The following is a 21,221-nucleotide window of genomic DNA, read 5'->3' on the forward strand; positions in this document are numbered from 1 at the left end:
ATCCACGCCGGCCAGGGGCGCGCGGCCGCCAGGGGCGGCGGGTGGATGACGCTCAGCCTGGCCGCCTTCGCGCTGATCGCCGCCTGGCTCTTCGGCGCGACCGTGCTGCTCGACCGCCAGGCGACGCTGGAGCAGGGCTGGACGGATGCCGAGAACACCGCCGCCCTGCTGGCGCAGCATACCGACCGCGTGATGCGCATCGCGGCCATCACCGCCGACCGGGTCGAAGCCCTGATGGACCGCCATGGGCTGGAGGAACTGGGGGAACGGCGCCAGCCCCTGCTCGCCGCCCTTGCCACCGGCACGCCGGAGGTCGCCAAGCTCTGGATCATGGACGGGGAGGGTCATGTCGCGGCCAGCAGCGAAGGCACGCTGCTGCTGGGACAGGATTATGCCAACCGCGCCTATTTCGCGCCCCTGCTGCAAGGCGGGCGGGAACATGTCTCCGGCATGCTGTTCACCCGGCCGGAAAGCGGCTGGTTCTTCACCTGGAGTCGCGCGCGCCGCGACGAGGCGGGCGGGCTTTCCGCCGTCATCGTCATCGCCATCGGCAGCGCGGACATCAACCGGGTTGCGGCCGGGCTGGCACTCGGCCCCGGCGCCATGCTGCGCCTGTCCCGCCAGGACGGCACGGTGGCGATGCAATGGCCCCTGCCGCCGGTGGGCAACGCCCTGCCGGCCGCGGACCCGCTGCCCGGCCCGGTCGGGCGGCGGGAGGATACGGCCCCCGATGGCGACCGCCGCCTGGTGGCCTGGTCCAGCACGCCAGGCCTGGCGCTGGCCGCCACCGCCGCCATGTCCCGCGACCATGTGCTGGCGCCCTTCCACGCCAGGCTGCTGCGCAACGGGCTGCTGTTCGGCGCCTCCATCGCCATCGCCGGGCTGCTCGCCATGGCCGCGCTGCGTGCCGTGCGGCGGGAAGGGCAGGCCCTGGCCTCCGCCGAGGAACGCGGCAGCGCGCTGGCCTTCGCGCTGGCGGAGCGGGAGGACCTGCTGGCCTCCGTCCAGGAAGGGGAGGCGCGGCTGCGCCTGGCCGAACAGGCCGGCGGCATCGGCCTGTGGGACTGGGATCTGCGCGACGGGCGGCTGACGCTGATCGGCGACGTGTTCCTGGCCTGGGGCCTGCGCATCCGCCGCCGCGTTTCCACCCGTGCCGCGCTGCGCGCCGTCCACCCGCAGGACCGCCCCGCGCTGCAGGCGGCGCTGGATGCCGCGGTGCGGGGGGATGCGCCGCTCGACATCGAATTCCGCCTGGCGCCCCGTTCCGCCGGAGAGGGGGATGCCGCCCCCGATCGCTGGATCGGCGTGCGCGCGGAAGTGCGCCGCGCCATCGGCGGAGAGGCGCGGCGCCTGCTCGGCATCGCGCTCGACGTCACGGCGCGGCGGCGGGAAGCCCAGGCGCTGACGGAAGCCAACGCCATCCTCGAACAGCGCGTCGCCGAACGCACCCGTGCCTTGGCTGATGCCAATGCCCGGCTGCGGGAAGGGGAGGCCCGCTTCCGCGGCATCTTCGACGCCACCTTCCAGTTCATCGGCCTGCTGTCGCCGGACGGCACGGTGCTGGAGACGAATGAGGCGCTGCTGCGCCTGGTCGGCACCAAGGGCACCAGCGTCGCCGGCCGGAAATCCTGGGAAGCCCCCTGGTGGCCGGAGGAGGAGGTGGAGGCCGTGCGCGCATCCATCCGCCAGGCGGCGGAAGGCGGCTTCGTGCGGCGGGAAGCGCGGATGCGCGCCGCCGATGGCGGCATCATCACGGTCGACTTCTCCATCAAGCCGGTGCGGGGCGATGACGGGACCGTCTCCCTCCTCGTGCCGGAGGCGCGCGACGTCACCGACCTGAAGATCGCGCAGGCGCAGCTGCTGGAAGCCCAGAAGATGGAGACGCTGGGGCGCCTGACCGGTGGCGTGGCGCATGATTTCAACAACCTGCTGATGGCGGTGATGGGCAACCTCGCGCTGGCCCGCAAGCGGCTGGGGGAGGCGCCGCCCCCCGCCGTGATCCGCCACCTCGATGCCGCGACGCTCGGCGCCGAACGCGGCGCGCAGTTGACGCAGCGGCTGCTGGCCTTCGCGCGGCGGCAGGATTTGCGGCCCTCCGCCGTCGATCTCGCCTGCCTGCTGGCCAATCTCCGCGACCTCATCGCGCGTTCCGCCGGGCCGCGCGTCACGGTGTCGGTGCGGGCGCCCGAAGGCCTGCCGCCCGCGCTGGTCGATCCCCATGCGCTGGAACTGGCGCTGATCAACCTGGTCGTGAATGCGCGGGACGCCATGCCCGATGGCGGGCGGATCGAGGTAGTGGTGGAGGAAGCGGCACCACCCGAAGGCCGCGCCGCGCCGCCCATGCTGCGCATCGCGGTCAGCGACACCGGCCATGGCATGGATGCCACCACCCTTGCCCGCGCGGTGGAGCCCTTCTTCTCCACCAAGGGGCCGGGGCAGGGGACGGGGCTTGGCCTGTCCATGGTGCATGGGCTGGCGCATCAATCCGGCGGTGCCTTCACCATCGACAGCGCGCCGGGGCAGGGCACCACCTGCACGCTCTGGCTGCCGCGTTCCACCGCCCCGGCGCCGCCGGTGGCCGCGGCGGCGGAGCCCGTGGCGCCGCCCGGCACCGGGCGCGTGCTGCTGGTGGATGACGAACCCCTCGTGCTCGACAGCACCGCCGCCCTGATCGAGGAGCTGGGCTACGAGGTCAGGACCGCCACATCCGGGGAGGCCGCGCTGGCCCTGCTGGATGCGGCGACGGAGCCCTTCAGCGCCGTGGTCACGGATTTCGCGATGCCGGGCATGACGGGCAGCGCGCTGGCCGGGCGCATCGCGGCGCTGCATCCGGGCCTGCCCGTCATCCTCGCCACCGGCCATGCCGGCCCCTGGCCGGAGGGCCCCGGCCCGCAGCGCCTGGCCAAGCCCTACAGCCTGGCGGAACTCGCCATGGCGCTGGAATCCGCCCTGCACCGCGCCGCCTGAATCCTGCGTTGACCGGAGGGAAGGCCTGGGCGTATTCATCCTATCCATAGAAGGATTGGGGGAAGCGCATGAGCGGAAACCTGCGTGCGGGCGGCCAGGGCGAATACCGGCTGGAAGGCCGCGTCGCGGTCGTCACCGGTGGCAGCAGCGGCATCGGCGCCGCCACCGTCCGCCGCTTGGCCGTCGCCGGCGCTTCCGTCGTCATCGGCTACAACAGCGGCGCGGACCGTGCCGCCGCGCTGGTCGCTGAACTCCCGGGCCCGGGCTGCCACCTGGCGCTGCACATCCCGATGGAGAACAGCGCCGCCATCCGCGACGCCGCCGCGAAGGTCGAGGCCGCCTATGGGCGCTGCGACGTGCTGGTGAATTCCGCCGGCGTCACGCGTGCGGTGCCCCATGCCGACCTCGAAGGCCTGGACGATGCCAGCTTCGACCGCATCCTGATCACCAATGTCCGTGGCCCCTTCTCCACCATCCGCGCCTTCGCGCCGCTGATGAAGCGGGGCGGGGACGCGGTGGTGGTGAATGTGTCGTCGCTCTCGGCCTCCACCGGCCTTGGTTCCTCCATCGCCTATTGCGCCTCGAAGGCGGCGCTCGACACCATGGGCATGTCGCTGGCCCGCGTGCTGGGGCCGGAGGTGCGTATCATCAGCGTCTCCCCCGCCGCCGTCGCGACTGATTTCGTGCCGGGCCGCGGGCGGGAAGGGGTGGAGCGCCAGGCCGCGACCACGCCGCTGAAGACCGTCGCCGAAGCCGATGACGTCGCGCTCGCCATCATGGCGGCGGCCACTCATCTGCGCCTGACCACCGGCACCGCCATCCTCGTCGATGGCGGCCGGCATCTCTGAAACGCAGGGAGGATCGACCATGCCCGATACCGTGCTGATGCCGCCGAGCGAGGCGGTGCTCTCGCCGTCCGACGGCACGCTCGCCTACATGACCGGCTTCGCCAATTCCTTCGCGACGGAGGCCGTGCCCGGCGCGCTGCCGGTCGGCCGCAATTCGCCGCAGAAGGCACCGCGGGGCCTCTATGCCGAACAGCTCAGCGGCACCGCCTTCACCGCGCCGCGCCACGCCAACAAGCGCACCTGGTTCTACCGCATCCGCCCGAGCGTCCGGCACGGCAACGGCTTCCGCCGCATCGACGCCGGGCTGATCCGCACCGCGCCGTGCCGCGACGAAAGCGACCTGCCCATCGGCCAACTCCGCTGGCACCCCATAGAGATGCCGACCGAGCCCACGGATTTCATCCAGGGCCTGCGCACCATCACCACCTGCGGCGACGCGCAGATGCAGGCGGGCATCGCCAGCCACGTCTATCTCGCCAACCGATCCATGGATAACCGCTACTTCTACAACGCGGATGGGGAGATGCTGCTGGTCCCCCAGATCGGCGCCATCGAGGTCTTCACGGAATGCGGCCGGCTGCACGCCGCGCCCGGCGAGATCGTCCTCATCCCCAAGGGCATGAAGTTCAAGGTGGACCTGCCGGATGGTCCCGCGCGCGGCTATGTCTGCGAGAATTACGGCGCCTATTTCACCCTGCCCGAACGCGGCCCCATCGGCGCCAATTGCCTGGCCAATCCGCGCGACTTCCTGACCCCCGTCGCGGCCTATGAGGACCGGGAGGAACCCTGCGAGCTTCTCGTGAAGTCGCAGGGCAAGCTCTACACCACGCAGCTCGCGCAATCGCCGCTGGATGTCGTCGCCTGGCACGGCAATTTCGCGCCCTGCAAATACGATCTCCGCCGCTTCTCGCCCGTCGGGTCGGTGCTGTTCGACCACCCCGATCCCTCGATCTACACGGTGCTGACAGCGCCTTCCGAAACGCCCGGCACGGCGAACGTCGATTTCGTCATCTTCCCCGAACGCTGGGTGGTGATGGAGGACAGCTTCCGGCCGCCCTGGTACCACATGAACGTCATGAGCGAGTTCATGGGCCTGATCTACGGCCAGTACGACGCCAAGCCCGAAGGCTTCAAGCCGGGCGGCATGAGCCTGCACAATGCCCTGATCGCCCATGGCCCGGACACCGAGGCTTTCGAGAAGGCGTCCACCCGCGAACTCAAGCCCGAGCGCCTGTCCGGCACCATGGCCTTCATGTTCGAGACCCGTTACCCCATGAACGCCACCGGCTATGCGTCGTCCCTCGAACTCATGGACACCGGCTACCCCGATTGCTGGGACGGCCTGACGCGCGACTTCCAGCGCGCCTGAAGTGGAGGAGGCGAGCACGCTCTGGCCCGCGCCCGCCTCCTTCGGCCGGGACCTGCCGCTGCGCTACCAGATCCACCAGCATTTGCTGGCTGCGATCCGCGCGCGGCCACGCCAGGCGCAGGCGATGCGCCTGCCGACCGAAGCCGACCTCGCCCGCCACTACGGCGTCGGTGTCGTGACGGTGCGGGAGGCACTGAAACCGCTGGAGGCGGAAGGCGTCATCACCCGCCACCGTCGCCGCGGCACCTTCGTGGCGATGGACGCGCTGACCGCCCCGCCGCTGGAACTCCGCGGCTCGCTCGATTCCCACTTCGCCCAGCACGGTGCGGAGGAATTCGAATTGCTGGAACAGGCGGAGGTCGCGGTGCCACCCCGCCTCGCCGCGCATTTCCCCGGCGCCGCGGCGCTGTCCATGTTCCGCCGCCTGCGCCGCAACGCGGGCGAGGTCGTCAGCCACGCCGTCAACTGGCTTCCCGTCGAACACGGGCGCCGCGTGCCGCTCGACGCCCTCGCGAAATGGCCGATGACGCGCGTGCTGCGCGATGCGCTGAACCTGCCCGTCTCTCGCATCGAGAACGGCATCGAAGCCCGCGCCGGCAGCCCGGACGTGACGCGCCTGCTCGGCGTGCCACCACTCAGTCCGATCCTGTTCTTCACCGGCATCAGCCAGGATGCGCAACGCCGCGTGCTGGACCTGGTGGAGATCGACTACCGCGCGGATCGCTTCCGCTTCGGGGTGAGCTTCGACGTGGCACAGAACGACTAAAGGGCGAGGCTCCGCCTCACACTCCGCCGGGGGGCGTGGCGCCCCCCGGACCCCGCCTTCAAAAAAACAATCAGGAGGAACACACGGAATGCACAAGATCACCAGGCGTGCGGCACTCGCGGCGCCGCTCGCCGTCCTCGCCACGCCAAGCGTCGCGCAGGCCTGGCCCGACCGGCCCATCACGCTGCTGCACGGCTTCGGCGCGGGCGGCAACGCGGATGTCATCGCCCGCGTCATCGCCGCCCCGCTCGCCGAGGCGCTCGGCAAGCCCGTCGTCGTCGAAGCCCGCACCGGCGCCGGTGGCAACATCGCCAGCGAAGCCGCCGCCCGCGCCCGCCCGGATGGCCACACGCTGATCCTGCTGACCGGCGGCCACGCCGTCTCCGCGGCGCTGTTCCGCACGCTGCGCTTCGACCCGATCGAGGATTTCAGCTTCATCTCCACCGTCTCCGTCTTCCCCTTCGTCGTCGCCACGCGCGCCGATGGCCCGATCACCTCGCTCGCGGACATGGCGGCGCGCGCGCGGCGCGATCCCGGCGGCCTTACCTTCAGCTCCGTCGGCGTCGGATCGACGCAGCACCTCACGGGCGAATTGCTGGCGCAGACGCTCGGCGTCTCGCTGACCCATGTGCCCTATCGCGGCGGCACCCAGCCGCTGACGGACCTGCTCTCCGGCCGTATCGACATGATGGTGGACAGCGTGACCGTGACGGGCGCGGGCATCGCCGCCGGCACCGTCCGCGCGCTCGGCGTCACCAGCGCCACCGCCTGGCCCAGCCTGCCGGATGTGCCGACCGTCGCCAGCGCCGCGCCGGGGTTCGAGGTGGTCTCCTGGGTCGGCCTGGCCGCCCCCGCCCGCACGCCGGCGCCCATCGTCGAACGCCTGAACGCCGAACTCCGCCGCGCCGTCGCGATCCCCGCCGTGCGCGAAAGGCTGGAGGCACTCGGCACCCGCGTCGCGCCCAATTCACCTGACCAGATGCGGGGCTTCGTCGCCGGGGAGGTCGCTCGCTGGAACCAGGTGATCGACCGCGCGCGCCTCGAACGGCAGTAGCGCCAAGCTGGCGGGGGGCGACCGCCTACCCCGCCAGTACCCGCAGCCCCCAGGTCGCGGCGATCCCCGCGATGATCGCCGCACCCATGTTCCGCGTCGCCACCTGCACGCCCACCACCACCGCGGCACCCATCCAGCCGGGCCAGCCCAGCGCCAGCAGCGGCGGCGCGACATAGGCGGCAAAAAGGCACCCCGGCAGGTGCCGAAGCACCATCTCCACCCAGGGCGGCGGCCGGACCGCGCGCAGCACGGCATAGCCCCCCGCCCGGCAGGCATAGGTCACCAAGGCCATGCCGGTGATGGCCGCCAGCACGTCCCAGCGCACAATCCACATCTCAGCCACGGCGGGCATCCTCCCGCGGTGGCATCCCCCGGCCGCGCAGTTCCATCCAGGCGCCCAGCCCCGCACCGGCAAAACTGCCCAGCAGCAGCGGCAGCGGCACGGGCAGCGCCGCGCGATGCGCCGCGATGGCGACGATGGCCGCGACGCCCCAGGGCAGCAGGTCCAGCCTCGGCCCGCGCCACAGCGGCACCAGGATCGACAGGAAGGCCGCGATGGAGGCGAAGAACAGCGGATGCCCCGGCGGCACGCGCACCAGGCCGCCGCCCAGATGCCCCACCGCCACGGTGCCCACCCATCCCACCCAGATGCAGAGCCCGACGCCCAGCAGGAACCCCGCATCCCGCCCGCCCGCGCGCTGTTCCGCGATGCCGAGTGCGAAGGAATGGTCCACCAGCGTGCTCAGCGTTCCCCACAGTTTCCAGCCGCGCAGCTTGTCGAGCCACGGCGCCAGCGCCGCCCCCATCGGAGCCATGCGGATGTTCACCACCAGCGCCGCGATGGTCGCGGCCAGGATCGGCGCGGGGTCGGTCCAGAGTTCCAGCGCCACCAGCTGCGCGGCGCCGGCGAAGACGAGGGTGCTCATCAGCACCGTCTCCGCGAAGCTCAGCCCCTTGGCGGCGGAGAGCACGCCGATCACCAGGCCGAAGGGGACCATGCCGATGAGGAGGGGCACGGAGGTGACGGCGCCGCGGCGGACGCCGTCGCGCGTGAAGATGATGGGGCCGCGGATGGTCATGCGGGCACCGGGCAAGGCACTGCCTGGACGATCGTCAATGGCCCGGGTTCCAAGGGCCCGCTGGCCCTTGGCAAGGGGGGAATCGGGGGGAACAGCGTTCCCCCCGGGCCAGTCGCGCTCCTCACCCCTGTCGTGCCGCCAGCAACCGATCCTCCGCCTCGCTCGGTTCCATTCCAAGCGCCCGCCCCGCCACATCCCGCCCGAAGCCGCCCCGCGCCATCGCCGCCATCGCTTTCCTGCGTTCCTCGATGCCCGGGTCTTCCGGCCCGAAGGGCCCGATCCGTCGTCGCCGGCAGAAGGCCAGCGCCGCGTCCAGCTCCGGGCCTTCGCCTTCCGGCAGCGCCGCCGCCGCCGTTTCGCTGTCCACGCCCTTCGCCGCCAGATGCGCCAGCGCCGCGCGGCGGGATTTGCCGCCACGCAGCAGCCGTCGCGCCCGGCTGGCCGCGAAGGCCGCGTCATCGACGCTGCCCGTCGCGACCATCTTCTTCGCGACCTCCGCCGCCGCCTGTTTTCCGGCGGCGACCGCGGCTTCGATATCCGTCATGCCGAAGGCTTCCGCCGCGCGCTTCCAGCGATCCACGCGCCGCGCCAGCACGCGCCGCAGCCCCACCTCCGTCGCCGCGAAGCGCGCGAGATGCGCCACCGCCGCTTCCTGCAGCCGCGCGGCGTTGGGCGGCGGCCCAGGGGGGCGCGGTTCGCGGCGCTGGTCGCGGCCTTCGGTGGGGGGATTTCCGGCGCGGGGATGGCGGCGCCGCTCTTGTGCCATGGGCTTATTCTGCCATGGTCCGCCCCCTCATGGCGACCCTCACCCCCAGCTCCCCCGGCGACTCCCCGATCGATGCCACGCACCCCGCCTGGCGCGGCTTCCTCGCGCTGACATCGCGGGAGACGAAGCGCTTCCTCAAGGTCTGGGCGCAGACGCTCGGCGCACCCGTCGTCACCACCCTGCTGTTCCTGGCCGTCTTCGTGCTGGCCCTGGGCGAGACGAAGAAGGAGGTCGGCGGCATCCCCTACCTCGAATTCCTCGGCGCGGGGCTGGTGGTGATGGCGCTGGCGCAGAACGCGTTTTCCAACTCCGCCTCCTCGCTGATCATCATGAAGGTGCAGGGCAACATCGTGGATCTGCTGATGGCGCCGCTGCCGCCGGCCGCGCTGCTCGGCGGGCTGGTCGCGGGTGCCGCGCTGCGGGGCCTGGCCGTCGCGGCGGTGGTGGTGGCGACGATGTGGCCGATCGTCGGCTTCTCCATCCCCGCGCCGCTCACGGCGCTGGCCTTCGCCGTGCTGGGATCGACGCTGATGGCGATCCTCGGCGTGCTGGCGGGCCTTTGGGCGCAGAAATTCGACCAGATGGCGACCATCACCAACTTCGTGATCACGCCCTTGGCCTTCCTGTCCGGTACCTTCTACTCGGTGGAGCGCCTGCCGGAAGGCGTGCGCATGGTGGCGTATGCGGACCCGCTGTTCTGGATGATCGACGGTTTCCGCGCCGGCATCGCGGGCCATGCGGAGGGGAATACCGTGCTCGGCCTGCTGGCGCTGGCCGCCACCACGCTGGCGCTGTGGTTCGTCACGCTCCGCCTGGTGCGACAGGGCTGGCGGCTGCGCGCCTGATCCAAGGCGCCGATTGACGGCCCCCGCTTGACGGCCCCCGCTTGACGGGACGCCTTTCGCAACCATCGGGGCTCTCGCCGCGTTGGGGTGGCATGGCCGGGATGTGACGCCCCCGGCCCGCAATCCCGGGAGACCCCACGCCATGCTCAGCAGCAAGAAGATTTTGACCATGACGACCGCGGCCGCGCTCTGCGCCGCGCCCATGCTGGCCTTCGGGCAGGCGAATACGGGCGGCACGAGCCAGCAGCCGCAGACCAGCCAGACCCGCCCCGCGGACGGCACGCCGGGCAACCCGCCCTCCACCGCGACCCAGCGCGCGCTGGATGGCGTGACCGGCAACCGCACCGACGCCGATGGCACCGGCAACAACCCGCCCGGCACCGCCGCCGGCCGCGCGGTCGATCGCGCCACCGGCAGTGTGACGCCCGGCACCACGCCTTCTTCAACCGCCACCGGCGCCACCACCCCTGGCATGGCCGTGGACAGCATGCGCCTGCGCGAAGGCCGCCGCGCCAGCCAGGTGATCGGCAGCACGGTGTACAACGAGAACAACGAAAGCATCGGCGAGGTCGATGACCTCATCGTCCCCGCCACCGGCGGCCAGCCCGTGGCGGTGATCTCCGTCGGAGGCTTCCTCGGCATCGGCGCCCGCCTGGTGGCCGTGCCGTATGAGCGCCTGAGCCACAATGGCGAACGCAACCGCTGGATGCTCCAGGGCGCCAGCAAGGAAAGCCTGCAGTCCCTGCCGGCCTTCACCTACGACAACGCCACCCGCCGCGGCTGATCCCCGCTTCCGCCTGAAACCCGCGACCGCGCCGCCACCCCGGGCGGCGCGTGTCCTGGCGCATGCCCCCTTGTTGACAACGGAGACTGAACCGATGAAGCGCGCCCTGTTTGCCCTGGCCGCCCTGGCCCCCCTCGTCGCCTGCGCCAATCCGCAGGATGGCCGCCCGGGCAACCCGCCTTCCACAGCCACGCAACGCGCCTATGACCGCGCCACCGACAGCCCCGCCACCAGCGCGGATGGCACCGGCAACAACCCCTCCGGCACCGGCGCGACGCGCGCGCTGGACCGCGCGGCGGGCACCAACACCTCCGGCGCCTATCCCTCCCAGTCCGACGGCACGCGCGCCAACCCGCCGGGCACGGCGGCGGAACGCGCCTATGATCGCGCGACGGGTTCCAACACCTCCGGCGCCTATCCGTCCAACAGCGGCGGCACGCGCCAGCGCTGAGGCGCCGCGCCCGCGACGTGGCAAAGGCCGGTTCCCGTCGGGCACCGGCCTTTTTTTCACCTTGGGTGTTTTGACCCCGGCCCGTCTTTCGTGCAATTTCCTTCGCTTCCGCGCCTGCCTTGGCGAATGGACGCCCAAGGCCGCGCGGAATGACGGAGGATGGATCCCGTGATCCCCGCCCTGATGCCGACCTACAACCGCGCCGACCTCGCCTTCGAGCGGGGCGAGGGCGCCTGGCTGTGGACGACGGATGGGCGACGATACCTCGATTTCGGCGCGGGCATCGCGACCTCCAGCCTCGGCCACGGCCACCCGCATCTCACGAAGGTGATCGCGGAGCAGGCGGCGAAGGTGATGCACGTCTCGAACCTGTATCGCGTCCCGCAGGCGGAGGAGTTGGCCGCGCGCCACGTCGCGCATTCCTTCGCGGACAGCGTCTTCTTCTGCAATTCGGGCGCCGAGGCGAACGAGGGCATGGTGAAGGCCGTCCGCAAGTACCATGCGGAGCAGGGGCACCCCGAGCGCTTCCACATGATCTGCTTCGAGGGCGCCTTCCACGGCCGCACCCTCGGCATGCTGTCGGCCACGGGCAATGAGAAGTACCTGGCCGGCTTCGGCCCGCCCGTGCAGGGCTTCGACCACGTCCCCTTCGGCAACATGAACGCGGTGCGCGCGGCGATCGGCCCGCAGACCGCCGGCATCATGATCGAGCCGGTGCAGGGGGAGGGCGGCGTCCGCCCCGCCGATCTCCGCTTCCTGCGCGAACTCCGCGCCGTCTGCGACGAATTCGGGCTGCTGCTGGCGCTCGACGAAGTCCAGACCGGCATGGGCCGCAGCGGCAAGCTGTGGGCGCATGAATGGGCGGGGATCGAGCCCGATGTCATGTCCTCCGCCAAGGGCATCGGCGGCGGCTTCCCGCTGGGCGCGATCCTGGCGAAGGAGAAGGTGGCGAAATACCTGAAGCCCGGCACCCATGGCACCACCTATGGCGGCGGCCCGCTGGCCTGCGCCGCGGGCAATGCCGTGCTGGACGTGGTCCTCGCCCCGGGCTTCCTCGACCAGGTCGATCGCGTGGCGCGCGTGCTGTGGCGCGGGCTGCTGGACCTGGCCGCGAAGCACCCGTCCGTCATCTCCGGCGTCCAGGGCGCCGGCCTGCTGCTGGGCCTGAAGCTGCGCCCCGAGGTCAACAACGGGGAGATGCAGGGCGCCACCGTGGCGGAAGGGCTGCTCACCGTCGCCGCGGGGATGAACGTGCTGCGCCTGGCGCCGCCCCTCATCATCACGGAGACGGAGGTGGAGCAGGCGCTCGCGCTGCTCGACCGCGCCTGCCTGCGCATGACCCCTTCGCAGGCGCAGGTCGCCGCGAAGTGAGCCTGGCGTCCCACCATGTCGCGGGGGGCGGAAAACCCGCCCCCCGGCATTTCCTCGAATTGATGGACCATGACGCGGCGACGCTCCGCCGGATGCTCGACCTCGGCGTCCAGGCCAAGCGCGGCCTGGTCGAAGGCAAGCCGCTGGCCGGCAAGACCGTCGCCCTGATCTTCGAGAAGCCGTCCACCCGCACCCGCGTCAGCTTCGAGGTCGGCATCCGCCAGCTGGGCGGCGACGCCATCGTGCTGTCCTCCAGGGACATGCAGCTCGGCCGCGGGGAAACCCCGGCCGATACCGCGAAGGTGCTGTCCCGCTACGTCGATGCCATCATGCTGCGCACCGACAACGTCGCGAAGATCCGCGAATTGGCGGCGCACGCGACCATCCCCGTCATCAACGGCCTCACCGATGTCTCCCATCCCTGCCAGTTGATGGCCGACCTGATGACGTTCGAGGAACATCGTGGCCCGATCGCCGGCCAGGTGGTCGCCTGGACGGGCGATGGCAACAACGTCGCGCAATCCTTCATCCAGGCCGCCGCCCGCTTCGACTTCACGCTGCGCCTCGCGACGCCGCCCGAACTCGCGCCCCCCGCGCAGCTCGTGGACTGGGCACGGCGCGAAGGCGCGCGGATCGAGTTGACCGCCGACCCCCACGCCGCCGTCGCCGGCGCGCGCTGCGTGGTCACGGATACCTGGGTCTCCATGTCGGATGAGAAGGGGGAGGCGCAGATCAGCCGCCACAACCTCCTCGCCCCCTACCAGCTCAACGCCGCGCTGCTGAAGGGCGCCGCGCCGGACGCCATCGTCATGCACTGCCTGCCCGCCCATCGCGGGGAGGAGATCACGGATGAGGTGATGGACGGCCCGCAAAGCGTGGTGTTCGACGAGGCCGAGAACCGCCTCCACGCCCAGAAGGGCGTCCTGCTCTGGGCGCTCGGCGCCGGCTGAGGCTGGCCGTTCAGTCAAGGTTAAAGAAGCTTCCGACATCCTGAGGACGCGCCTGCCCATGCCCGGGCAGGACGAGGCCCCACGGTCCGGCGCGCCACGCGCCGTGGCCGGCTGGGGGCGCGTAACGGGATGCTCGGCATGACCCTCTCCTTCAACCCACGTCGCCTGGTGGCAGGCATTGGCGTGCGCACGCGCATCCTGCTGCTGTCCCTGGCCACGCTGCTGGCCAGCTTCGCGGTGCTGGGGGTCTGGAGCCTGCGCAGCCTGGACGGGCATGAACGCGCGGCCGCCGAGGCGCGGCTGGAACGCAGCCTGGTGCTGATGAACGCGCTGCTGGCCGATACCGGCGCCACCTGGCGGCTGGAGGACGGCAACCGCCTGTTCCGCGGCGACACGCTGATGAACGACAACCACCGCGTCCCGGACCGCATACGCCAGGGCGGCGGCGGCGTCGCCACCATCTTCGCCGGCGAAACCCGCATCGCCACCAATGTCGCCCGGCCCGATGGCGGCCGCGCCGTCGGCACCACCCTCGGCGCCGGCCCGGCGCTGGATTCGGTGCGGCGGGGCCAGGTCTATCGCGGGGAGGCGATGATCCTCGGCCGCCCCCATCTGACGATCTATGAGCCCATCCGCGATGCCACGGGCCGGCAGGTCGGCCTGGTCTTCGTGGGCCAGGATCTGGCCGCCGTGACCGCCGTGCTGGACGCGCAAACGCGCGACATCGCCATCGCCGGCGCCATCCTCGCTCTGGTCGCCGCCGTCCTGCTCTGGGCCATGCTGCGCGGCGCGCTCCGCCCGCTGGGGGCCCTGGCCGGCGCGCTGCGCGCCATCGGCGCCGGCCGCCTGGATGCAGCGGTGCCCTGCCTCGACCGCCAGGACGAGTTGGGGGAGATCGGCCGCGCCGTCGCCACGCTGCGCGACCGCACCGACGAAGCCGGCCGCCTGCAGGCGGCGGCGGAGGTTGAGCGCCGCCAGGCCGAATCCGCCCGCGACGCCGCCCGCGACGGCGCGGCGAATGAGATGGAGCAGGCCATCGGCGGCATCGCCCAGGATGTCGCCGGCGCCGCCGATGCGCTGCTGGCGGCGGCGGGTTCGGTGGGCGATGCCAGCAACCGCATCAGCCTCCGCGCCCGGGACAGCGCGACGCGCATCGGCCAGGCCACGCACAATGTCCATGCCGTGGCTGCGGCGGCGGAGGAACTCTCCGTCTCGGTCGCGGAAATCACCCGCCAGGTCACGGAAAGCGCCCGCAGCGCGCGGGATGCGGCGGAAGCGGCCCGTGCCTCCGACACCACCGTGGCGGGGCTGGCCGAAGCCGCCGCGCGCATCGGCGACGTGGTCAGGCTGATCAGCGACATCGCCGGCCAGACCAACCTGCTGGCGCTGAATGCCACGATCGAGGCAGCGCGCGCCGGGGAAGCCGGCAAGGGCTTCGCCGTGGTGGCGCAGGAAGTGAAGGCCCTGGCGGCCCAGACCGCCCGCGCGACGGAGGAGATCGGCAGCCAGATCGGCGCCATGCGCGGCGCGACCAGCGATGCCGTCGGCGCCGTCCGGGCCATCGCCGATGCGGTCGGCCGGATGGAGGAAGTCACCGGCAGCATCGCCGCGGCCGTCGAACAGCAGGGCAGCGCGACGCGGGAGATCGCCCGCAACGCCGCGGAAGCCGCCCAGGGCACCCAGGCCGCCGCCGCGGATATCGATGGGCTGAGCCAGGAAGTCGCCGCCGGCGCAGCGAGCATCGAGACGCTGCGCGCATCCGGCGCCGCCGTCGGCACCCAGGGCGGCACGCTGCGGACGGAGGTCGCGGCCTTCGCCCGGCGCATGCGGGCGGGTTGATCGGTCTTCACGCATATTTCATCGGCGCAACGTAGACGGGAGCCTCCGCTGATCCGCCGGAGGCTCCCTTGCTCGCCACCATCCGCCCCGCGCTTGCGCGCCTTCTCCATCCCTCGCTCCGCGCCGGCCTCCTGGCCGCGGCGCTGGCGATGCTGACCATCAGCGCGATCGTCCCCATCGCCATCGTGCTGTCCGACAACCGGGAGCAGGTGCGCGCGCAGGAACAGGATTCGATGCGCACCAACCTCGCCGTGCTGACGGAGGCGCTGAAGCCCTTCGGCACGCAGTGGCGCCTGGAAGGCGAGACGCTGAAGCTCGGCGACACCACGATGAATGGCCGCCATGAGGTGGTCGATACCGTCAAGCGCGTGTCCGGCGGCGTCGCGACCATCTTCGCGGGTGAGGTTCGCGTGGCGACCAACGTCATGCGCCCCGATGGCAGCCGCGCCGTCGGCGCGCCCATCGGCCCGGGGCCCGTGCGCGATGCGGTCTATGGCCAGGGCGTGCGCTACGAGGGGCGGGTCATGGTGCTCGGCCTGCCGCATCTCGGCGCCTATGAACCGGTGAAGGATGCCAATGGCCGCGTCATCGGCATGATCGGCGTCGCGGTGCCGCTGGCCGAAGCCGATGCCCGCGCCAATGCGTTGATCGAGCGCGCCGTGTTCGCCACGGTGCTGACCGTGGTATTGGCGGGGGCGCTGTTGTGGTGGCTGCTGCGCCGGTCGCTGCGACCGCTGCAGGGCCTGTCGGCCGCGCTCCGCGCCATCACCGCCGGCAAGCTCGATGCCGATGTGCCCTGCACCGACCGGCATGACGAACTCGGCGATATCGGCCGCGCCGTCGCCGCGCTGCGCGATGCCACCGCCGTCGCCCAGGCCCAGGCCCGCGCGGCGGAAGCCGATCGCCAGGAAGCCCAGGCCGGCCGCATCGCCGCCCGCGCCGCGACGGCCGGGCAGCTGGAGGAAGCGGTCGGCGCCATCGCCGCCGAACTCGGCACCTCCGCCACCGCGCTGCTGAATGCGGCGGAAACGGTGGGGGAGGCCGGGACCCGCACCGCCAGCCGGGCGGGGCAGAGTGCGGCCCGCATCAGCCAGGCCACCGGCAACGTCAACGCCGTGGCCGCGGCGGCGGAGGAACTCGCCGTCTCGGTGGCGGAAATCACGCGCCAGGTCGCCGAAAGCGCCCGCACGGCGCAGGAAGCGGCATCGGCCGCACGGGCGTCGGACACCACCGTCGCCAGCCTGGCCGAGGCCGCGACCCGCATCGGGGATGTGGTGAGGCTGATCAGCGACATCGCCGGCCAGACCAACCTGCTGGCGCTGAATGCGACGATCGAGGCCGCGCGCGCCGGCGAAGCCGGCAAGGGCTTCGCCGTGGTGGCGCAGGAAGTGAAGGCGCTGGCCGCCCAGACCGGCCGCGCGACGGAGGAGATCGCCAGCCAGATCGGCGCCATGCGCGGCGCCACCGATCAGGCCGTGGGCGCGGTGCGCGGCATCGCGGACGCCGTCAGCCGGATGGAGGAAGTGACCAGCAGCATCGCCGCGGCGGTCGAAGAGCAGGGAGCCGCAACGCGGGAGATCGCCCGCAACGCGGCGGAGGCCGCCGCCGGCACGCAGGACGCCGCCGCCGACATCAACAGCCTGACGGAGGAAGTCGCCGCCGGCGCCGCGGGGATCACGACGCTGCGCGAAGCCGGCGCCGCCGTCGGCCGCCAGGGCAGCGCGCTACGGACGGAGGTGGCGAGCTTCGCCAACCGCCTGCGCGCCGCGTAGGGCGCGCCAGCCGGCATCCAGCACCACCATCCCCACCAGCACGAGGAGCGGCGCCACCGGCATCAGGTAGCGCTGCTCCACATGCACCGGCAGGTAGACGCCGAGGAACCCACCGCAGACCAGCCAGGCGCCGAGCAGCGCCGGGAAGCGCGGATCGCGCCGCAGCAGCAGCGGCGCCAGCATGGCCGCCCCCGCCAGCGCCAGCGCGATGGCCCGGCTGCCCGACAGCGCCAGCAGCGCCGCCAGCGCCGCCGCCGAACCGCCCTTCAGCCGGTCCATGATGGCGTCGATCCGGCCGAACCAGGGGCGCGGGCGGTCGAAGCGCAGATGCAACTCCGCCACCGCATCCACCGGCATGAAGCCGATCTGGAACATCTTCACCGGCGCGCGCACCATCATCGCGCGCAGCATCTCAAGCGGGTGGCGCTGCCAGGCGCGCCAGTAGCGGTCGCCGGCCACCGCCGCGATCTCCGGCGCCGTCATCCCCGCGGCGAACAGCGCGGCATTCATCGCATCCAGCCCCTGGTAGCCACGCGGCAGGACATGTTCGCGCACGGTCCGGTCGAACAGGTCATCACCATCGAAGACCGGCACGCCGCGCGCCAGCAGCGGCAGCACTGCCTGCACCATGACGATCTGCTTCGTGGTGGACAGCACCGCATGGCCGCTGCGGCGGTGGTTTTCCGTCATCAGCCAGCCCGCCGCCAGCAGCACCGGCGCCAGTAGCAGGCCCACGCCGATGATGCGCCGGCCCAGCACCTTCTCCCCGGGGCCCCGCCCCGCCGCGATGGCGGCCGCCGGCAGGAAGGCCAGCACCAGATAGGCCGTCGCCTCCCGCACCAGCAGGCCGATCCCCAGCATCAGCCCGGCCAGCGCCACGGCGCGCAGGCTGCCTTTCCCGAGGCCCGCCCGCAGCAGCAGCAGCGCCGCGGCCCCGGCCAGCGCGCCGTAGAAGGCATCCGTCATCACCGCGACCTGCATGGCGATGGTGACGCCCAGCGCCGGCATCAACGCCGCCGCCGCGGCCATCCAGGGCCGCAGCCCCAAGGCGAGGGCCACGCGATGCGCCAGCCCCGCCAGCGCCGCCTGCGCCGCCATCTGCAACGTCACCAGCAGCCCCACCCAGCCCGAGGGCGAGACCGTCTGGAGCATCGCGATCACCGCCGGGTAGCCCGGCGTCCGGAACAGCGTGGCTGGCGCCGATCCCTGGCGCAGCAGCGCCTCTCCCTCCGGCAGCGGGCCGGCGCGCAGGGCCTCCGCATAGGCCAGGTAGGTCGGGCTGTCCGGCGTCATCATCGGGCCGAAGGCCAGCAGCGCCAGCAGCGGCGCGACCAGGGAGGCCAGCACCACCAGCCCCGTCGCGCGCCAGCCGGTGCCCCGGGGCGGCGCGCGGAACAGGGCAGGGGGGGCCGCCATCGCGGGCTGGACATGCATGGCGTGCCGTCACGGGGCTGTGAGCCGCCCGCCTACCACGCCCCCGGGGCCGGGGGCGAGGCCGCCGATACACACCGAAACCATCCTGTCTTTGCGCGGCGCCGATCCGGGCCCATCTTGGGGGCATGACCCCGATAACCCGCCGCACCTGCCTGCAGGCCGCGGCCGCCACCACCCTCCTCGCCACGCCGCTCACCGCGCCGGCCGCCCTGGCCCAAGGGGCTGGCCAGGCCGCGTCGCTGGAGGATCGACCCCTCTTCGGCGCCACGCTCCGCACCCTGCCGAACGGGCTGCGCGTCGCGCATGTGGAACAGCGCCGTGCCCCGGTGATCGCCAACTACGCCTATGTCTCGGCTGGCGGGGGCGAGGATCCGCCGGGCCTGTCCGGCATCGCCCACTACCTCGAGCACATGCTGTTCAAGGGCAGCCCGCGCGTGGCCTCCGGCGAATTCTCCCGCCGCGTGGCGCGGGAAGGCGGCAACGACAACGCCTTCACCTCCCGCGACGTCACCGGCTACTTCCAGCATGTCGAGGCCAGCCGCCTGCCGCTGGTGACGATGATGGAGGCCGACCGCTTCGCCGGCGCCCTGATCCCGGCCGCCGAGATGGAAAGCGAACGCCGCGTGATCCTGGAGGAACGCGCCCAGCGCACCGGCTCCTCCCCCCGCGCGCTGTTCTACGAGGGCTTCGACGCCGCCATGTGGGGCCGCCAGCACTGGCGCGGCCGCCCGATCATCGGGTGGGAGGAGGAGATCCGCGCGATCTCCCACGCTGACCTCCTCGCCTTCTTCCGCGCCCGCTACGCCCCTGGCAATGCCGTGCTGGTCGTAGCCGGCGCCGTCTCGGCCGAGGATTTCTGGAAGGTCGCTGAAGCCGAATGGGGCGCGCTGCCCGCCGGCCCCGCCGTGCCGCGGGACCGCGCGCCGCCGCCGGCCAGCCCGCCGGAGCCCCGCTTCGTCCGCAACGACCCGCGTTTGAGGGGGGAGGCGAATTTCGTCCGCTCCTGGCAGGCGCCCTCCATGACCGCAGGCGATTCCTCGCTGGCCGATCCGCTGGAGGTGCTGCGCCACCTGCTCGGTGGCGGGCAGGGCTCCCGCCTGCATCGCGCCCTGGTGGAGGGCGGCATCGCGCTCGCGGCCTCCGCTTCCTATGACGGCGACGTCGCCGGCTGGACCGATTTCGACATCGCCGCCACGCCCCGCCGCGATGTTGCGCCCGAGCGCGTGGAGCAGGCCATCGCGGCGGAGGTGAAGCGCCTGCTGGACGAAGGCGGCCCCACGGAAGCCGAGGTCGCCCGCAGCATCCGCCAGATGTCCGCCGGTTCCCTGCTGGCGCTGGATGGGTTGGGCGCCGCGCCGCGCATGATCGGCAACGCACTTGCCATCGGCCTGTCCATGGACACGGTCGAATACTGGCCCCGCCGGATGCGGGCCGTGACGCGCGACCAGGTTCAGCGCGCCGCGGAGACCGTGCTGGGCCGCGCCCCCTCCGGCAGCGGGTGGCTTCTGCCCGAAGGCGTCGCGGCGCCGGCGGAGGTGCGGCTGTGAGCACTCCTTTCAGGCTCGACATCCAGAGCGTCACCGCCGGCCCTTACACCGCCTGGCTGATCGAGGACCATTCCGTCCCCGTCGTCTCCCTCGCCTGGGGCTGGGGTGGCGGTGCCGCGCTGGATGCGCCGGACCATGCCGGCGCGCTGGCACTCGGCGCCGCGCTGCTGACGGATGGGGCAGGGGACCTCGACAATGTCGGCTTCGCCGATGCGCTGCGGGACAATGCCATCGGCCTCGGCTTCGATGCGCAGCGGGATGGGTTCGAGGGTTCGCTCCGTGCCCTGCTGCCCGCCCTGCCGGAAGCCGTGCGCCTGGCGAATCTGGCGATGACGGCGCCCCGCCTGGCGCCCGATAGCGTGGCGCGGATGCGCGCCCGGGCGGTGGCCGGCGCGCGGTCCCAGCTTGAGACGCCGCGCGGCCAGGTCGGCCGCGCCTTCTGGGCCGCGGCCTACCCCAACCACCCCGCCGGCCGCCCCACCGGCGGCACGGTGGAAACCCTGTCGAACCTGCCGGACCAGGCGATCCGGGATGCGCTGGCCCGCCAGCTGCGCGCCGGCGGCGTGCTGGTGGCGGCCTCCGGCGCCATCACCGCCGCCGACCTGGCCGCGCTGCTGCCGCGGCTTTTCGCCGGCCTGCCGGAAGGCGCCCCCGCCACGCCGCCGCCCCTGCCGGCCTTCGTCCCCTTCGCGCCCCGGATCATCGATGTGCCCGCGCCGCAATCCGCCATCCAGTTCGGCCAGCCTGGCCTGGCGGTGTCCGACCCGGATTGGGAAGCCTTCCAGGTCGTGCTGCGCATCCTCGCGGGTGGCGGCTTCTCGTCGCGCCTCATGGAAGCCGTGCGCGTCCAGCGCGGCCTGACCTATGGCATCGGCGCCGGGCTCGACACGCTGTTCGGCCAGGGCTTCGTGGTGGGGTCATCGGCCACCGACAACGCGAAGGTGGGTGAGGCGATGGCCGTCACCCGCGCCGAATGGGCCCGCATGGCGGCGGAAGGCCCGACGGCCGAGGAACTGGACGATGCCGTGGCCTTCCTGACCGGCAACCTGCCCCTGCAATTCACGGATAGCCGCCGCATCGCCGGCACGCTGCTGGCACTGCGGCGGAACAGCCGGCCGATCGACTGGCTGGATTCCCGCAGTGAGCGGCTGCGGGCGCTGACCGTGGCGGGGCTGCGGGGGGTGGCGGGGCGGCTGCTGAAGCCCGAGGCGCTGTCGGTGGCGATCGCGGGGCGGCCGGAGGGCGTCTGATTTCGCTGGCACCAGGGACAATGTTCCTGGTATGTTTCAGCGATCATGCGGGGGAACCCTGTTCCCCCCGCCCCCCGTGCCTCGACGCAGGGGGGCGCCGACGCCCTGCACCCCCGGCCAGGGTCCAGC

The 21,221-nt window shown here is 72.4% G+C and carries 18 protein-coding genes; 14 read left to right on the forward strand and 4 right to left on the reverse strand.

What is annotated here, in order from left to right; genetic code table 11:
• Nucleotides 1–45 precede the first annotated feature (45 nt).
• The 5 genes from ACTIE5_RS25145 to ACTIE5_RS25165 all read left to right on the forward strand — a co-directional run bounded on the left by ACTIE5_RS25145 (nt 46) and on the right by ACTIE5_RS25165 (nt 7,004).
• Nucleotides 46–2,967 (forward strand): ATP-binding protein, encoded by a 2,922-nt coding sequence (locus tag ACTIE5_RS25145; RefSeq protein WP_439552478.1) that lies wholly within the window; start codon nt 46–48, stop codon nt 2,965–2,967.
• A 68-nt stretch (nt 2,968–3,035) separates the two neighbouring features.
• Nucleotides 3,036–3,815 (forward strand): SDR family NAD(P)-dependent oxidoreductase, encoded by a 780-nt coding sequence (locus ACTIE5_RS25150; protein ID WP_439552479.1) that lies wholly within the window; start codon nt 3,036–3,038, stop codon nt 3,813–3,815.
• A gap of 19 nt (nt 3,816–3,834) precedes the next feature.
• A complete protein-coding gene (gene hmgA / locus ACTIE5_RS25155) occupies nt 3,835–5,184 on the forward strand; it encodes a homogentisate 1,2-dioxygenase (RefSeq protein WP_439552480.1) in 1,350 nt (449 codons plus the stop codon).
• Nucleotide 5,185: 1 nt separating this feature from the next.
• Entirely contained in the window at nt 5,186–5,950 is a 765-nt protein-coding gene (locus ACTIE5_RS25160; protein WP_439552481.1) for a GntR family transcriptional regulator, read from the forward strand.
• A gap of 88 nt (nt 5,951–6,038) precedes the next feature.
• Nucleotides 6,039–7,004, forward strand: coding sequence for a tripartite tricarboxylate transporter substrate binding protein (locus ACTIE5_RS25165; RefSeq protein WP_439552482.1), 966 nt, complete (start codon nt 6,039–6,041; stop codon nt 7,002–7,004).
• 25 nt (nt 7,005–7,029) lie between these two features.
• On the opposite strand, the gene ACTIE5_RS25170 is transcribed toward ACTIE5_RS25165, so the two are convergent.
• The 3 genes from ACTIE5_RS25170 to ACTIE5_RS25180 all read right to left on the reverse strand — a co-directional run bounded on the left by ACTIE5_RS25170 (nt 7,030) and on the right by ACTIE5_RS25180 (nt 8,849).
• Entirely contained in the window at nt 7,030–7,338 is a 309-nt protein-coding gene (locus tag ACTIE5_RS25170; protein ID WP_439552639.1) for an AzlD family protein, read from the reverse strand.
• Between the two features lies 1 nt (nt 7,339).
• Complete coding sequence (locus ACTIE5_RS25175; RefSeq protein WP_439552483.1) at nt 7,340–8,083, reverse strand: AzlC family ABC transporter permease; 744 nt, start codon at nt 8,081–8,083, stop codon at nt 7,340–7,342.
• 121 nt (nt 8,084–8,204) lie between these two features.
• Nucleotides 8,205–8,849 carry a RecX family transcriptional regulator gene (locus ACTIE5_RS25180; RefSeq protein ID WP_439552484.1) on the reverse strand — a complete coding sequence of 215 codons (645 nt, stop codon included), beginning with the start codon at nt 8,847–8,849 and terminating at the stop codon, nt 8,205–8,207.
• A 14-nt stretch (nt 8,850–8,863) separates the two neighbouring features.
• Between ACTIE5_RS25180 and ACTIE5_RS25185 the strand changes: the two genes are divergently transcribed.
• From ACTIE5_RS25185 to ACTIE5_RS25215, 7 genes are all read left to right on the forward strand, one after another.
• On the forward strand, nt 8,864–9,694 hold the full coding sequence (locus ACTIE5_RS25185) for an ABC transporter permease (RefSeq protein ID WP_439552485.1): 831 nt from the start codon (nt 8,864–8,866) through the stop codon (nt 9,692–9,694).
• Between the two features lie 169 nt (nt 9,695–9,863).
• A complete protein-coding gene (locus tag ACTIE5_RS25190; protein WP_439552486.1) occupies nt 9,864–10,478 on the forward strand; it encodes a PRC-barrel domain-containing protein in 615 nt (204 codons plus the stop codon).
• 94 nt (nt 10,479–10,572) lie between these two features.
• Nucleotides 10,573–10,929 (forward strand): hypothetical protein, encoded by a 357-nt coding sequence (locus tag ACTIE5_RS25195; protein WP_439552487.1) that lies wholly within the window; start codon nt 10,573–10,575, stop codon nt 10,927–10,929.
• Nucleotides 10,930–11,097: 168 nt separating this feature from the next.
• Nucleotides 11,098–12,300: an aspartate aminotransferase family protein gene (locus ACTIE5_RS25200; RefSeq protein WP_439552488.1), complete on the forward strand. Its 1,203-nt coding sequence runs from the start codon at nt 11,098–11,100 to the stop codon at nt 12,298–12,300.
• Entirely contained in the window at nt 12,297–13,250 is a 954-nt protein-coding gene (gene argF, locus ACTIE5_RS25205) for an ornithine carbamoyltransferase (RefSeq protein WP_439552489.1), read from the forward strand. The genes ACTIE5_RS25200 and argF overlap by 4 nt, the downstream gene beginning before the upstream one ends.
• Before the next feature lie 138 nt (nt 13,251–13,388).
• Nucleotides 13,389–15,089, forward strand: coding sequence for a methyl-accepting chemotaxis protein (locus tag ACTIE5_RS25210; protein ID WP_439552490.1), 1,701 nt, complete (start codon nt 13,389–13,391; stop codon nt 15,087–15,089).
• A 68-nt stretch (nt 15,090–15,157) separates the two neighbouring features.
• A complete protein-coding gene (locus tag ACTIE5_RS25215; protein WP_439552491.1) occupies nt 15,158–16,861 on the forward strand; it encodes a methyl-accepting chemotaxis protein in 1,704 nt (567 codons plus the stop codon).
• On the opposite strand, the gene ACTIE5_RS25220 is transcribed toward ACTIE5_RS25215, so the two are convergent.
• Nucleotides 16,814–18,295 carry a hypothetical protein gene (locus ACTIE5_RS25220; RefSeq protein WP_439552492.1) on the reverse strand — a complete coding sequence of 494 codons (1,482 nt, stop codon included), beginning with the start codon at nt 18,293–18,295 and terminating at the stop codon, nt 16,814–16,816. The genes ACTIE5_RS25215 and ACTIE5_RS25220 overlap by 48 nt on opposite strands.
• A 125-nt stretch (nt 18,296–18,420) precedes the next feature.
• Between ACTIE5_RS25220 and ACTIE5_RS25225 the strand changes: the two genes are divergently transcribed.
• Both ACTIE5_RS25225 and ACTIE5_RS25230 read left to right on the forward strand, forming a co-directional pair.
• Nucleotides 18,421–19,842 carry a M16 family metallopeptidase gene (locus ACTIE5_RS25225; RefSeq protein WP_439552493.1) on the forward strand — a complete coding sequence of 474 codons (1,422 nt, stop codon included), beginning with the start codon at nt 18,421–18,423 and terminating at the stop codon, nt 19,840–19,842.
• Nucleotides 19,839–21,092, forward strand: a complete 1,254-nt coding sequence (locus tag ACTIE5_RS25230; protein ID WP_439552494.1) for a M16 family metallopeptidase — start codon at nt 19,839–19,841, stop codon at nt 21,090–21,092. Before ACTIE5_RS25225 ends, ACTIE5_RS25230 begins: the two co-directional genes overlap by 4 nt.
• Nucleotides 21,093–21,221: the final 129 nt, after the last annotated feature.

This window comes from Falsiroseomonas sp. (assembly GCF_051859025.1).
Lineage (GTDB): Bacteria > Pseudomonadota > Alphaproteobacteria > Acetobacterales > Acetobacteraceae > Falsiroseomonas.

Bases quoted from the DNA above. Each gene is read 5' to 3' on its own strand.
- ACTIE5_RS25145 (WP_439552478.1), top strand. From the start codon at position 46: ATGACGCTCAGCCTGGCCGCCTTCGCGCTGATCGCCGCCTGGCTCTTC.
- ACTIE5_RS25150 (WP_439552479.1), top strand. From the start codon at position 3,036: ATGAGCGGAAACCTGCGTGCGGGCGGCCAGGGCGAATACCGGCTGGAA.
- hmgA (WP_439552480.1), top strand. From the start codon at position 3,835: ATGCCCGATACCGTGCTGATGCCGCCGAGCGAGGCGGTGCTCTCGCCG.
- ACTIE5_RS25165 (WP_439552482.1), top strand. From the start codon at position 6,039: ATGCACAAGATCACCAGGCGTGCGGCACTCGCGGCGCCGCTCGCCGTC.
- ACTIE5_RS25170 (WP_439552639.1), bottom strand. From the start codon at position 7,338: ATGTGGATTGTGCGCTGGGACGTGCTGGCGGCCATCACCGGCATGGCC.
- ACTIE5_RS25175 (WP_439552483.1), bottom strand. From the start codon at position 8,083: ATGACCATCCGCGGCCCCATCATCTTCACGCGCGACGGCGTCCGCCGC.
- ACTIE5_RS25180 (WP_439552484.1), bottom strand. From the start codon at position 8,849: ATGGCACAAGAGCGGCGCCGCCATCCCCGCGCCGGAAATCCCCCCACC.
- ACTIE5_RS25185 (WP_439552485.1), top strand. From the start codon at position 8,864: ATGGTCCGCCCCCTCATGGCGACCCTCACCCCCAGCTCCCCCGGCGAC.
- ACTIE5_RS25190 (WP_439552486.1), top strand. From the start codon at position 9,864: ATGACGACCGCGGCCGCGCTCTGCGCCGCGCCCATGCTGGCCTTCGGG.
- ACTIE5_RS25195 (WP_439552487.1), top strand. From the start codon at position 10,573: ATGAAGCGCGCCCTGTTTGCCCTGGCCGCCCTGGCCCCCCTCGTCGCC.
- ACTIE5_RS25210 (WP_439552490.1), top strand. From the start codon at position 13,389: ATGACCCTCTCCTTCAACCCACGTCGCCTGGTGGCAGGCATTGGCGTG.
- ACTIE5_RS25220 (WP_439552492.1), bottom strand. From the start codon at position 18,295: ATGCATGTCCAGCCCGCGATGGCGGCCCCCCCTGCCCTGTTCCGCGCG.
- ACTIE5_RS25225 (WP_439552493.1), top strand. From the start codon at position 18,421: ATGACCCCGATAACCCGCCGCACCTGCCTGCAGGCCGCGGCCGCCACC.